The 14068-nt window shown below is 37.8% G+C and carries 14 protein-coding genes; 13 read left to right on the forward strand and 1 reads right to left on the reverse strand.

Annotated elements, in window-relative coordinates; genetic code table 11:
• The first annotated feature begins 3 nt into the window (after positions 1 to 3).
• The 4 genes from EPJ90_RS07910 to EPJ90_RS07925 are packed head-to-tail and all read left to right on the forward strand — an operon-like array spanning position 4 to position 3917.
• Positions 4 to 1053: a PTS transporter subunit IIC gene (locus EPJ90_RS07910; RefSeq protein ID WP_161637358.1), complete on the forward strand. Its 1050-nt coding sequence runs from the start codon at positions 4 to 6 to the stop codon at positions 1051 to 1053.
• On the forward strand, positions 1054 to 1950 hold the full coding sequence (locus EPJ90_RS07915; protein WP_200542938.1) for a phosphate acyltransferase: 897 nt from the start codon (positions 1054 to 1056) through the stop codon (positions 1948 to 1950). It begins immediately after the preceding gene.
• Positions 1950 to 3005, forward strand: coding sequence for a butyrate kinase (gene buk / locus EPJ90_RS07920; RefSeq protein ID WP_200542939.1), 1056 nt, complete (start codon positions 1950 to 1952; stop codon positions 3003 to 3005). The genes EPJ90_RS07915 and buk overlap by 1 nt, the downstream gene beginning before the upstream one ends.
• Before the next feature lie 15 nt (positions 3006 to 3020).
• On the forward strand, positions 3021 to 3917 hold the full coding sequence (locus tag EPJ90_RS07925) for a LysR family transcriptional regulator (protein WP_200542940.1): 897 nt from the start codon (positions 3021 to 3023) through the stop codon (positions 3915 to 3917).
• 39 nt (positions 3918 to 3956) lie between these two features.
• Here the strand turns inward: EPJ90_RS07925 and EPJ90_RS07930 are convergent, their stop codons facing one another.
• On the reverse strand, positions 3957 to 4790 hold the full coding sequence (locus EPJ90_RS07930) for an AraC family transcriptional regulator (RefSeq protein ID WP_161637354.1): 834 nt from the start codon (positions 4788 to 4790) through the stop codon (positions 3957 to 3959).
• Positions 4791 to 4920: 130 nt separating this feature from the next.
• On the opposite strand from EPJ90_RS07930, the gene EPJ90_RS07935 reads away from it, so the two are divergent.
• The 9 genes from EPJ90_RS07935 to EPJ90_RS07975 all read left to right on the forward strand — a co-directional run bounded on the left by EPJ90_RS07935 (position 4921) and on the right by EPJ90_RS07975 (position 13713).
• Entirely contained in the window at positions 4921 to 6021 is a 1101-nt protein-coding gene (locus EPJ90_RS07935; RefSeq protein ID WP_200542941.1) for a phosphotransferase enzyme family protein, read from the forward strand.
• Positions 6022 to 6121: 100 nt separating this feature from the next.
• Positions 6122 to 7438, forward strand: coding sequence for a carbohydrate ABC transporter substrate-binding protein (locus EPJ90_RS07940; RefSeq protein WP_200542942.1), 1317 nt, complete (start codon positions 6122 to 6124; stop codon positions 7436 to 7438).
• A gap of 86 nt (positions 7439 to 7524) precedes the next feature.
• Positions 7525 to 8421 carry a carbohydrate ABC transporter permease gene (locus EPJ90_RS07945; RefSeq protein ID WP_161637351.1) on the forward strand — a complete coding sequence of 299 codons (897 nt, stop codon included), beginning with the start codon at positions 7525 to 7527 and terminating at the stop codon, positions 8419 to 8421.
• Positions 8422 to 8429: 8 nt separating this feature from the next.
• Entirely contained in the window at positions 8430 to 9311 is an 882-nt protein-coding gene (locus EPJ90_RS07950) for a carbohydrate ABC transporter permease (protein WP_161637350.1), read from the forward strand.
• A gap of 9 nt (positions 9312 to 9320) precedes the next feature.
• Complete coding sequence (gene gnpA, locus EPJ90_RS07955) at positions 9321 to 11507, forward strand: 1,3-beta-galactosyl-N-acetylhexosamine phosphorylase (protein WP_161637349.1); 2187 nt, start codon at positions 9321 to 9323, stop codon at positions 11505 to 11507.
• Positions 11479 to 11646 carry a DUF6903 family protein gene (locus tag EPJ90_RS07960; RefSeq protein WP_161637348.1) on the forward strand — a complete coding sequence of 56 codons (168 nt, stop codon included), beginning with the start codon at positions 11479 to 11481 and terminating at the stop codon, positions 11644 to 11646. Before gnpA ends, EPJ90_RS07960 begins: the two co-directional genes overlap by 29 nt.
• Before the next feature lie 69 nt (positions 11647 to 11715).
• Positions 11716 to 12804, forward strand: coding sequence for a phosphotransferase enzyme family protein (locus tag EPJ90_RS07965; RefSeq protein WP_161637347.1), 1089 nt, complete (start codon positions 11716 to 11718; stop codon positions 12802 to 12804).
• 80 nt (positions 12805 to 12884) lie between these two features.
• The gene (locus EPJ90_RS07970; protein WP_161637346.1) at positions 12885 to 13364 is read left to right on the forward strand and encodes a GNAT family N-acetyltransferase; all 480 of its coding nucleotides are present in this window, start codon (positions 12885 to 12887) and stop codon (positions 13362 to 13364) included.
• 175 nt (positions 13365 to 13539) lie between these two features.
• Positions 13540 to 13713, forward strand: coding sequence for a hypothetical protein (locus EPJ90_RS07975; RefSeq protein WP_200542943.1), 174 nt, complete (start codon positions 13540 to 13542; stop codon positions 13711 to 13713).
• Positions 13714 to 14068: the final 355 nt, after the last annotated feature.

The raw sequence follows: 14068 nt of genomic DNA on the forward strand, positions 1-14068 counted from the left end.
ATCATGAAAAAAATATTTGATAAAGGATTTGGAATGAAAATACTAAATGGGGTGGCGATTGGTTCCGTTGTTGTATTGATACCCGGTGCCTTGCTGAATGAGATCTTTAAAGCACTTTTACCCATTTTTCCACAAGGCCAATTTGTTTTAACGGCAACATCATTTGGAATGATTTTAATGGGTGTTGTCATTGGTGTTGCAGTGTCAATGATGTTTAAGTTTACGCCAATTCAGACCGCTTCGGTAGGAATGGCAACCGCATTTGCCTCCGGTGGATGGAAGCTTGCGGAAGATGGAACGTTTATGCTTAAAGGCAGTGGTGACATCATTAACATGGCACTAACAGCAACGTTTGCGGTAATCTTAATCCTTGCTGTTGCCGATAAATTTAAAGCATATGCCATGTTATTAACACCAACACTTGTTCTCATTGTTGCAGGGGGGTTGGGAATGATTACACTCCCTTACGTACAAATGATTACCGGTGCGATGGCACACTTAATCAGTAACCTCCTACAACTTCAACCACTCCTCATGTCCATCTTGGTATCCATGATTTTTGCGATGATGATCGTATCCCCACTCTCTACAGTTGGGATTGCTCTTGCCGTCAATTTATCCGGTGTCGGATCCGCGGCAGCGAATGTGGGAATCTGTGCAGCTGCATTTGGGCTTGCAATTACAGGTTGGAAATCGAATGAACTGGGAACTAAAATTGCTTTAATGTTAGGTTCACCAAAAATGGCGATGCCAAATGTTATGAAAAAGCCTAAGATTATGATTCCTGTTTTATGTAATGCAGCACTAAGCGCTATCGTAGTTGTTTTACTTAATCAACAAGGAACTCCCATGTCAGCAGGATTTGGAATTAGTGGACTGATAGGACCTATCAATGCCATTAACCTTGCGGGTGGTTGGACTTTTGGTAACATCATCAATGCCGTGCTTGCCTTTATGGTAATGCCAATCGGACTTGCAATTGTATTTAGAAAAGTCTTTACCGAAATGAAACCAGTCGTAACGGTGGATGATTATCATATTGAGGTACAATAAATGAAAAATTTTGTAGAATTGGAGGCACGTTTAGTACGAGAACGCATGACGCAAAAGCGTCTTGCCCTCGTATGTGCGGATGAAGTGAATACACTTGAAGCGGTTATCGATATGGAAGAACGTGGGTATATCAAACCCATTCTTCTAGGGGATAAAGAAGCAATTCAAAATGTCATTAGCGAAAACAACCTCGCGGTAAATTATCAAATTATTCATTGCGACCAACCGCAAGAAGCGGCTCAAAAAGCTGTAGCTCTGGCAAAAGCGGGAGATGTGGATCTGATTATGAAAGGTTTGATTCAAACCAGTGATTTATTATCGGCGGTTGTGAAGCGTGAAACAGGCATTCGCGAGCAAAAAGTCTTATCACATGTTGCGGTTGTGGAAATTCCGTACAAAGAAACGATGTATATCATGAGTGATGGGGGTATGATTCCTACGCCTAATTTTGATCAAAAAGTAGGGATTATTGAAAACAGCATTCAACTTGCGCATGCGCTCGGGATTGAGGAACCTAAAGTAGCATTGTTGGATGCTGCTGAGCATACCAATCCCCATATTCAATCTTCCGTTGATTCAGAAACTTTAAGTCAACGCGCGTGGGAACATGCGATTGTAGAAGGTCCGATTTCCCTTGATCTTGCGGTATCTAAAAATGCTGCAACCATTAAAAAATGGTCAGGACGTATTCAAGGGGATGCCAATATTCTTATTACTCCAGATATTATAAGTGGAAATATTTTGGGTAAAGTTGGAACCCTTTTCACCGATGGGAAAATGGCAGGTGTGATTCAAGGTGCGAAAGTACCCATCATTCTTACATCCCGTGGTTCAAATCGTGATGAAAAAATTAATTCAATCTTACTTGCATGTTCGATTGCGAAAGGGGATTTATAATGTATATTCTAGCAATCAATCCTGGGGCCAGCTCCACAAAGTTTGCGCTCTTTGATGACGAACGCGAGTTGATGCGCGATGATCTCAAAATACCTTTAGAAAAAGTAGAAGCGTATCAAACGTTAGAGGATCAATTGGAAGACCGTTATGCCTCAATTTATAATGCATTGGTTGAACATGAATTTGATCCGAAAAAAATTGAAATTGCTGTGGGACGTGGTGGTATTTTGCCACCGGTTGAAGCCGGTGCGATTGCAGTTACGGACACACTCATTGATTATCTTTTACATAAAGCTGAAGTTATTCACCCTGCAAATCTTGGTGCTTCGATCGCTCAGAAATTCGTTGATCAAGCAGAAAATTGTACGGCGTATATTTACGATCCAATCTCCGTCGATCAAATGGATCCCATTGCCCGTATCTCTGGATTAAAGGGTATTGAACGTAAAAGTATTGGACACATGTTAAATTCGCGTGCTGTTGCCATAGAACATGCGAAATCCTTTCAAACTCCTTATAACAAACTCAACATGATTGTTGTCCATGCGGGTAGTGGTATTACTGTCACAGCACACAAGCAAGGTCGTATGATTGATCTTGTTGGTGATGATGAAGGTGCCTTTTCACCGGAACGAAGTGGTGGTTTACCCTTACGTCCCTTTATGAATCTATGCTATAATAATGACAAGGAAGCGGTTACAAAACTAACCCGTCATCAAGGTGGTCTTATCTCCTATTTTGAGACCAATGATGTCCGAATTGTCGAAGCAATGATTGAAGAGGGTCATGATGAAGCAGCGCTCGTATTAGAGGCAATGGCTTATCAAATTGCGAAAAGTATTGGTACTCTAAGTACTGTGCTTGAAGGTAAGGTTGATAGTATCGTGATCAGTGGGGGATTTGCGCGTTCGAATCAAGTCATGAATTGGATTGAAGAACGTGTATCGTTTATTGCACCGGTTGCGATTTATCCGGGAGAATTTGAACTTGAAGCACTTGCTTCGGGAGGATTAAGAGCATTTCATAAACTCGAAACCACTCATTATTTCGAATAGAATTAAGAGGTAGCTATGGAAATTAGAGAGTTGAAATACTTTATTGCTGTTATAGAAGCAGGGAGTTTTACTGCTGCCGCTAAAACGTTACACATGACGCAACCAGCCCTCAGTTGGAACATCAAACAACTTGAGGCTAAACTTGAGACGCAACTCATTGAGCGAACTCAAACGGGCGTCAGTGTAACAGAAAGTGGGCAAGTGTTTTACGATGGTGCGAAAGATGTAATTGCGCATCTTAATCGATTGGATCGATTAATGAAGTCTGAAGCCCAACGCATTCGTCGTAAAATTCGATTTGGACTTACCATCCTTTCTTCGATTAACTACATGGATCAATTTCAAGGATATGTCCGCAAATATCCACAAGTAGAATTAAATTTTGTACAACGAGGTTCCAAGGAAATTCAGGACATGCTTATCCAAGATAAACTGGATGCTGCTTTGATTTCAGAACCCATTTATTACTCAAAACTTGAAGAGAATGCAAAACGATTAGATGGGTATTATTATGACGTGGGTGTGGTGGTCGCCAAAGATCATCCACTGGCGAATCGTGAGCGTCTCACGCTTCGGGATATTATGACAGAATCTTTTGCATTAGTGTCAGATGCTTATGCAATAGGACAAGAAGTACCCCGTCGATGCAAAGAACTGGGGTTTATTCCAGCTATAAATTATCGTAATGACAACTGGGAAGTAGTACTTGAACATGTGGCTGCATATGGTTCCGTAACCATACTTCCTGTTGATCTTCAACACATCATTGCACGCGATGATGTGGAGTGGATTGAATTGGATGATGAAATCAGTCGGTTCCATCTCCAACTGGTGATCAATTACGATAAAACACATGTGGATGAGTATGCAATATTTCAAAATTTATATGAAGAGTTGATGGTGAATCATTAGAAAACGAACCCAAGATTATCTGGGTTCGTTTTTATTTTGTTATTGCGATAGTGTGCTGTGGTGTTTACGGTAGGTACTTGGCGACATGGATTCCACATTTTTAAAAAATTGAGAAAAATAGGAAGGTGAGCGAAACCCTACAATATCTGAAATTTGTGTAATCGATAAGTCAGTATTCACAAGAAGCTTTTTGGCTTCAATCATTCGTTTTCGTAACAGATAATCAATCGGCGACAGTCCAGTTTGCTCCTTGAATATATGAGATAAATAGAACTTATTTAAAAACGTGAGGGATGCTAGATGATCAAGTGTAATATTTTCGCGATAATGGAGGTTAAGGTAATGCTCCAAGAAAATACAGTCCTTATTTTCACCACTGCTTGATGTCTCAACATCAAGCAGTGATGTCGTGCGTCGCATCGTGTTTAAAACCAATACACGTAATAAGTTATCCACAATGAGTTCTGACATCTCATCATGTGCCTTTCCTGCCTCCAAGATTGCTTTAATATAAAACAGAATTTCATGTTTATAATCTTCGTAATTATGAATCGACACGCCAGGATGTTCGTTTTGCTCGGTGGAAAATTCAACCCCATCAATACCTAAAACGATATATTCCAATCCACTTTCAGCATCACTGCATTCCGTATGTAAAACATTTGGGTTAATGATAATTAAGTCATCTGCTTGGATGGGGAGTTTAAGGTTATCGGCAAAGCGAAAATAACCACTTCCTCGTACAACATACATTAATTCAGCAAATGGATGTGAATGGAGCGTTGAGTGCCAATCTGAGTCAAAGCGAGAACTATCAATATAGAGTAATTTAAGTCGGTTAAGGCGTTTTGTAAGATCGTGTTTTGTTTCCATAAGTACCCCCTACTATAATTAAAGTATATTATCATTTTGTGAATTAAACAAGATACCATAAGAATCTAACAACATCTCAATTGCTTTGAGTCTGTACAAGTCGTCATAATAAATATATAGGAGGTATATTATGAAAATACTTAATCAATTTCAACTAGAGGGCGCTATTGTAAACTGTGTTCCTTATGGAAATGGACACATCAACGACACGTATCGTGTTGAGACTGCTTGTGATGTATATATACTACAACGAATTAATACAAATGTGTTTAAGAACCCCACGTTATTGATGGAAAATATTGGTCGCGTGACCCGATTTATACAAAATAAAATTCAGCAAAACGGTGGGAATCCCTTACGAGAAGCCCTTACGTTAATTCCTACTTTTGAAGATTGTGATTATGCTTTGGATGAAGACGGGAACTATTGGCGTATGTACCGTTTTATACAGGACACGGTTTCATATGATCTCGTTTTAGATGCGCATGATTTTTACGAGAGTGGTCGTGCATTTGGAAATTTTCAGTTTATGTTGGCGGATTTTCCAGTATCGTCATTGCACAGTACGATTGAAAATTTCCACCATACACCAAAACGACTTCAACAATTCAAATCGGCATTGAAAAATGATGTCATGAACCGTCGCCAGACCTGTGAAGCAGAGATTAAGTTTATCTTACAACAGGAAGCATTTATGAACATACTTTGGAATCTCTATGATGAAGGTAGCCTTCAATTAAAAGTGACTCATAATGACACGAAGTTGAATAATGTTTTATTGGATGCGAAAAGTGGTAAGGGTGTTTGTGTTATCGATTTGGATACTGTGATGCCAGGCTTTGCTTTGGATGACTTCGGTGATTCAATCCGGTTTGGTGCATCCACCGCACTTGAAGATGAACAAGACCTAAGCAAGGTTCATTTTGATCTAGATCTCTACCGTGCTTATGTAGAGGGTTTTGTCGAAGGAGCTAATGGAAGTCTAACGAATTTAGAAATCGAACTGTTTCCGGTAGGGGCTAAAATGATGACCTTAGAATGTGGTATGCGTTTCTTAACAGATTACCTTGAAGGTGATACTTATTTCAAAACAACATATTCCACTCATAATTTAGTTAGAGCACGCACGCAACTTAAATTGGTGAGTGAGATGGAAGATTCCTGGGAAGCAATGCAAGATATTGGGACGTTTATTTTATCTAATTATAAAATGAACTATGAAAAATCATAATATTTTTCAAAACAGCAAGATAACATAAGTTAAGAACAATATCATGGAAGATTAAACGCTTACATTACTCTATAATGAAAGTATCAGGGAGGAACTTTAAATGAAAAAAATGTTAGTAGTTTGCCTTACTGCATTGCTTATCCTAACCGGTTGTGGAGAAAAAAACGAAACCACATCCAATGAGGGTAAAGTTTTAAAAGTAGCGGGATTAAATAGTGGATATGGTACTGAAGGCTTTAAGAAGGTTGTCGAAGCGTTCGAAGAAGCAAAAGGTGATGGTACTAAAGTTGAACTTGTACTTGAAAAAAATATTGCGGAAGTACTTCGACCTCAAATTCAATCTGGGGATGTTCCAGATGTGATCTACCTTGCGATTGGTTCGGAAGGTAAACTTACAGATACGATGATCTCAGAAAAGAAAATTATGGATATTTCCGATATTATGGATATGAATGTATTTGGTGAATCCGTAAAATTAAAAGATAAAATAAATGTAGGTGTACAAAATACCATGCGAACAAGTCCATATGGTGATGGTAAAACCTACCTTGCACCTGTATTCTATGCACCAACAGGCCTATTTTATAATCAAACCTTATTTACAGAAAAAGGATGGACGGTTCCTGAAACATGGGAAGAAATGTTTGCTTTAGGAGAACTTGCGAAAGCGGATGATATTGCATTATTTACCTACCCAACAACAGGATATTTTGATGCGTTTTTCTCATCAATCTTAAATAATATGGTTGGACCTGAAAAATACGAAAAGCTAATGAATTATGATCTTGAGACATGGAAAGATCCACAGGTAAAAGAAACCTTTGATTTAGTTGGTAAGCTTTTAACTTATACACATCCTGACACTGTTGCCCAAGCTAATGGTGAAGGGTTTACCAAAAACCAACAACTAATTTTGGATATCAAAGCACTGTTTATTCCAAATGGTACATGGTTAGCAGGAGAAATGGAAAAAGCACCACATTCAGAAGGTTTTAAATGGGGATTAACTACTGCTCCTGTACGTACGAAGGGTGATGCAACCTACGCAACAACATTTGCGGAAGAAATGTATATACCAGAGGGTGCGAAAAATGTGGACTTAGCAAAAGAATTCTTAACCTTTGTTTATTCTGATAAAGCCGTAGAACTCTTTGCGAATAATGGAAATGCGATTCAACCCGTTAAAGGGTCATCAGACTTGATTACTGATGAACAAACCAAAGATTTTTATGCAATTTACGGTCGTGGTGTTATTGCTTCATCGGTTGGATTTGCAGCAAAAGATCCCGTGGAAGGTGTTGATTTAACATCAGGAGATGGAATCTTATATGGAACTGTAAATGATGTTGTCTCGGGTCAGAAAACTGCAGAACAATGGTATCAAGACGTTCTTGATGCAGTTTCAAAATATCAATAATTCACGAAAAGTAATTTGATGTTTAAGGAGCGATGACACACGTGTTATCGCTCTTCTATTAAGAAGCCTTGAAATGGAGTGGGAATATGAATAAGAAAAAGGCAAAAAGACGGTTCGTAATTGGTTGCTTAACCCCGGCACTTATATTAATAGGGATATTTATGGTTTATCCAACGATAAATATATTCATGATGTCACTCTTTAAATGGGGTGGGTTATCCAGTACTAAAACCTTTGTAGGATTTAATAACTTTAAGATATTATTTCAAGATTTAAAATTTATTCAGGCGGTTCAAAATTCAATCTTACTTATTGTAATTGTAACAATTGTGACCTTTGGATTTGCGGTTGTATTTGCAAACATACTTGTGCGGGAAAATGTAAAGGGCAAGGGATTCTTTCGCGTTATCTTCTATATTCCCAATATTTTATCTGTCGCAATTATTTCCGCAATCTTCGCTCAAATTTATGCGGTAGACCAGGGGGGCTTGTTAAACAGTATTATTCGATTATTTAAACCAGAGACCTGGAAAAACATTCAGTTTCTAGGGGATCCAAATATTGTTCTGTATGCCGTTGCGGGAGCGATGATATGGCAGGCAATTGGATATTACATGGTAATGTATATGGCAAGTATTAGCAGTATTCCAGAGCATTTGTATGAGTCTGCGAAAATTGAAGGGGCATCCCGAACCCGTCAATTCTTCCAAATTACACTACCATTAATATGGTCGAATCTTCGAACCACATTAACGTTCTTTATCATTAGTACCATTAACATGAGTTTCTTATTTGTTAAAGTATTAACCAGTGGAGGACCCGGTGGATCAAGCGAAGTATTTCTAAGTTATTTATATAAACAAGCATACGATAATGCTTCGTATGGATATGGAATGGCGATTGGGGTCATGATTTTCTTATTTTCCTTTGCACTATCTGCAATTGTAAATAAGATTACCGAACGTGATCCAATTCAGATGTAGGAGGATCTATGAAAAAACATAAAAGTATAAGTGCAGAGAAAGCATATAAGTTATTTGTCTATGTTGTCCTAATTGCATTAACCATCTCCATAATTGTACCGATTGGCTGGGTGTTTCTTGCATCACTTAAAGAGCCGGGAGAGTTCTTTTTGAATCCATGGAAATTTCCACAGAATCCAAACTTTAATAATTTTATCGTTGCCTTTAAAGAAGCTAAGATGGGCGACTACTTCCTTAATTCCGTTTATGTAACGGTTTTAGGCATCGTTCTCCTTTTGATTACAGCACTGCCTGCGGCATATGTATTGGCACGATTTGATTTTAAATTTAAGAAACACATTAATGGGTTGTTTATGGCTGGATTATTTATTAACGTTAACTATATTGTGATACCAATCTTTTTAATGCTTCTAAAATGGAATGAGGGCAGTAAATCGCTTTTAAATATGAGTTTATTTATCAATAATCGTTTTATGTTGGCCGTTGTTTATGCAGCAACTGCACTTCCATTTACGGTTTACCTTCTATCCGGATATTTTAAAACATTACCGAAAGCATTTGAAGAAGCTGCTTCAATTGATGGTTGTACATATTTTCAGACGATGACAAAAATTATGATTCCTATGGCAAAACCAAGTATTGTAACGGTGATCCTGTTTAATTTTCTATCGTTTTGGAATGAATATATCATTGCATTAACGTTAATGCCGGGAGCTCAAAAAACATTACCTGTTGGATTAATAAACTTACAACAGGCAGCAAGAGGGGCTGCAAACCCTGGACCGCTTTATGCGGGGTTGGTTATTGTTATGTTGCCAACTCTGATTTTATATATATTTGTACAGAGTAAACTCACTCAAGGGATGACCTTGGGTGGCGTTAAAGATTAGGAGATTCATATGAAAAAGAATAATGGTCGTGTAACATTACCGAGTGAAAATAATTTCCTTGAAGAAACCAAGGATTTAATGAAACGTTGGGGTGCCGATGCATTACGTGATAGCGATGGAACAAAATTAGATGAGGATTTAAAAAGCCTTGATGCGAAAATCTATACAACGTATTTTGTAGCCCGAGGTCAAAATGAATTTGCACTACAACATATAACGGAGGCTCAACAGATTTTCTTGATGAGTGATTACCATCTTGCTATCAAAACAGAACTTGAGATCCCCTTTATGAAAGGATATCTGCGGGAACAACTTTCACCCGATTATAATCATGATCCTAAATCGTGGTGGCAGGTTATTGATCGAACACGTAATGAAGTGGTCGATGTTGAGCGATGGGAAGTGGATTCAAAACGCGATGTTGTCGTGATAAAAAATGCAGAACCATTCCATGAGTATACCGTCAATTTCCTTTCCTATATGATTTGGGATCCAACACAAATGTATAACTACATTACTAATGATTGGAAAGATCGAGAAAAAGAAATTCCTTTTGATGTGCGCCAACCGCATTCTCAAAAATTTATGATGGACACGCTTAAAGATTTTCTCGAAACCAACCCAAAAACAGATGTGATTCGTTTTACGACGTTTTACTATCACTTTACCTTGTGTTTTAATGATCAACGAAAAGAAAAATTTGTGGACTGGTTTGGATATGGATCGAGTGTTTCTCCCCGTGCTTTAGAGGCGTTTGAAAGAGCGAAAGGTTACCGTCTCACCGCTGAAGACTTTATCCAAAATGGATATTATAATTCGACATTCTGCATGCCAACTCAAGCATATAAAGACTATATCGATTTCCAACAACAATTTGTCGCTCAGCAAGCGAAAGCAATGGTTGATTTGGTGCATTCGTATGGTAAAGAAGCCATGATGTTTTTAGGTGATAACTGGATTGGGGTTGAGCCGTATGGACCATATTTCCATACAATAGGACTGGATGCTGTAGTGGGAAGTGTCGGCGGCGGGATGACGCTTCGACTTATTTCCGATATTCCTCATGTAAAATATACAGAAGGACGTTTTTTACCGTATTTCTTTCCTGATACATTCTTTGAGGGCAATGATGATGCAATATTAAAAGAAGCAAATGACAATTGGATATCAGCGCGTCGTGCATTAATGCGAAGTCCACTTAATCGTATCGGTTACGGAGGATATCCAAGCCTAGCTTATAAATTTCCTAAGTTTGTCGATTATATTGCTAGAACTGCTGATGAATTTAGAGGGATCATTGATAAAATAGAAGATGTAAAACCGATAACTAAAGCAACTGTAGGGATTATGAGTGCTTGGGGATCACTACGTAGTTGGCAAAATTTCATGGTTGCACATGCTCTACACTACAAACAGATATATTCTTACATTGGAATTTTAGAGTCACTTAGTGGCATGGATGTTGATGTCCGTTTTCTAAGTTTTGATGAAATTAAGTCGGGAATTCCCAGTGATATCGATGTCCTGATTAATGCAGGGGATGCGAGAACTTCATTTTCAGGCGATGTTGTTTGGAACGATCCAGCATTTGTATCGATGATTCGAAAATGGGTTTACGAAGGACATGGTTTTATCGGTGTTGGGGAACCGAGTGCTTTTGAAAAAGGAGGACATTTCTTCCAACTTCATGACGTTCTGGGTGTAGACAAGGAACTCGGATTTACCTTGTCCACAGATAAGTATTTTAAAGAGGTGCTTTCAGATCATTTTATTACTCATGATCTTGAGAATGACTTTAATTACGGTGAAGCTATAAACAATGTGTATGCTCGAACTGCGGCTACTGAAATAATTAAGATGGATAATGAAAATGTAACAATCGCAGCTAAATCATTTGGTAGAGGTCGTGGTGTGTATCTTTCGGGACTTCCATACAGTTTTGAAAACACACGTATTCTATATCGTTCAATTTTTTATGCAATGAATCAAGAGGATCAAATGAAGCATTTCTTTGCATCCAATATTCATTGTGAAGTGAATGTTTATCAGAAGACCGTGGCCTTATTGAATAATACACATGAAACACAAAAAACGATCTTCTATGATGGTTTGGGTAAAGGGCAAGAGATAACCCTTGAGCCATCAGAAATTAAGTGGGGTGAACGCAATGAAGAAACTGTTGAATGGCATTGCTAATATAGCTGTGTTTATCTTGGGTATTTGGATGGTAATTCATTTCCAGAAGGACATTTCGATGCAGTCTCTATTTATGATGATTGTCGGTTTAGGAATGTTGCTGTTGCTACTCTATCGTTATAATAAACGTTTTCTTTAATGAACTAAAATAACACCTAAATGCTAGGTGTTATTTTGGTCTTGCACATAATTGTAGAAGGATGAAAATATGAAATCAATAAAAGAAGTAGTACAAGAATTTTGTTTTGATGGGGATGTAGTGGAAATTGTTCCCTTTGGTAATGGTCATATAAACGATACCTATCGTGTTATGTGTTCAAGAGGAAGTTATGTTCTTCAAAAAATTAATCATCAGATTTTTTTAGATCCGCAAGGGCTTATCGAGAATATCGAAAAAGTAACAAGACACATTCGCCAGAAAGTCATAAAACGTGGTGGTGATCCAAGGCGTGAAGTTTTAAATCTCATTCCAACACACCATCAAGAATATATCTGCCAAACAAAATCGGGAGATTTTTGGCGTGCCTATGAATTAATTGAGAATTCAAAATCCTTAGATCTTGTAGAAAATAAGGAAGATTTTTATCAGAGTGGTCTTGCCTTTGGTGCATTCCAAAAAGATTTAGAAGACTTCCCAGTTGATACTCTAAATCTCACGATTGAAGATTTCCACCATACACCGAAGCGGTATGATCAGTTTCACAAATCCCTTAAACTCAATAAATCAGGCCGAAAACACTTCGCATTACCTGAAATTGAATTTGCACTTAAACATCAAGAATTCGCTGATACATTGTGGGATTATCATCAACAGGGTCTATTACCCCTAAAAGTAACACATAATGATACCAAGTTGAATAATGTTCTCTTAGATGCCGATTCTAATGACGTGCTCTGTGTTGTGGATTTGGATACAGTCATGCCGGGTTTTTCCTTAGATGATTTTGGAGATTCGATTCGATTTGGTGCAAGCACGGCATTAGAAGATGAAAAAGACTTATCCAAAGTTCACTTAAGCATCCCGTATTATGAAGCATATGTGGATGGGTTTATTGAAGGTGCGGGCGGTAGCTTATCAGATTTGGAAATCAAACTCTTTCCAGAAGGCGCAAAAATGATGACACTTGAATGCGGGTTGCGCTTTCTTAAAGACTACATCGATGGCGACGTTTATTTCAAGACCAGCTATCCTGACCACAATTTAGTAAGAGCACGAACACAGTTTAAATTAGTTCAAGAAATGGATGATTCTTGGGAAATATTAAAAAAAATAAGTGCGACACGTCTCAAAGTATAATTATGAAACTTCAAATTGAAAACTATGAATTTTAGGTGATATCGGTTACAATGTTTACTATATAAAAAGAAGGTGACATAATGATACGATTGGCTACGCCCGATGATTTAGAAGCAATTCGCTTGATTGCCTCCATAACATGGAAAGAAGCGTATAAGGATTTAATCCCATTGGATATTATTAATCGTTTTATTGAAGATGCGTATGCGCCCACAGTCCTTGAGCGTCGCATTGAAACGACAAAGCTTGTGGTGGCAGTTCAAGATGATTATATTGTAGGATTTGGGAATTATGAGATTCGTGACAATGATTTATATATTGTTGCATTGTACGTACTCCCAACACACCAACGTGCCGGTGTGGGTTCAGAACTTCTTGCATATATTGAAGCAAGTGTTCCTGATACAATTGACCAAGCATATGTTGATGTGGAGAATGGCAATGTAAGTGCCGAATCATTTTATAAGAAATATGGATTTGTCCAAAAAATTTGTATTCCAGATACGTTGTATGGTTACCCACTCAAAACCCTACGTATGGTTTATGAAGTAAAACGCTGATGATTGAGCGTTTCTAAAAATACACATCACTGCGATCAAAGCAGAGCAAGGGTGTCATGAATGAAATTAAGAAAGATTGCTGTTTAGTGGAGTAGTAAACTAAAAGTAGACAAGTAAAAAAGACTTGTCTACTTTTTTTGTGTAATAATAAAATCAGAGATAAAACGGGGTATTAATGATGGGAAGACCCAAAGGTGGATTAAATAATAAATGGACTTATGAGGATTGTATTAAAGTCGTTATACGTCATGTTGATGAACATATAAGTGCTGCGAAACTATCAGAAGTCCTAAAGGAACGATTAATGGATGGATTGATCGATTCATGCGCGATGGTAAAGAGGGTTTAAAAAACAAGAAAAAAACAGGAAATCATTTTTCTGCGCTTCATACGAGTAAATTATTAACTGAGATCGAACGACTTCAACTTGAAATTCTAAAACGAGATATTGAAATTGCACGATTAAAAAAAAAGGGTATCAGGTGAAAGGAGTTGGTGTAAACAAGGGGTTCGTTACTTTAAAAGACAAGAATTCCAAATAGCACATGACTTATCTTTTAAACATCCGATTTCGTTCATTCTTAGCTTTGTGATTAAAGACTGGCATCGCCGTTTTCCAAGTTATGGTTATCATGATATCGCTGCAGTCATGAGAAAGCAGAGTGATTTAGGGATTGAATTTTCAGATAATTTAATCCACAAGT

It is taken from the genome of Erysipelothrix sp. strain 2 (EsS2-7-Brazil), assembly GCF_016617655.1.
GTDB lineage: Bacteria > Bacillota_I > Bacilli_A > Erysipelotrichales > Erysipelotrichaceae > Erysipelothrix > Erysipelothrix piscisicarius.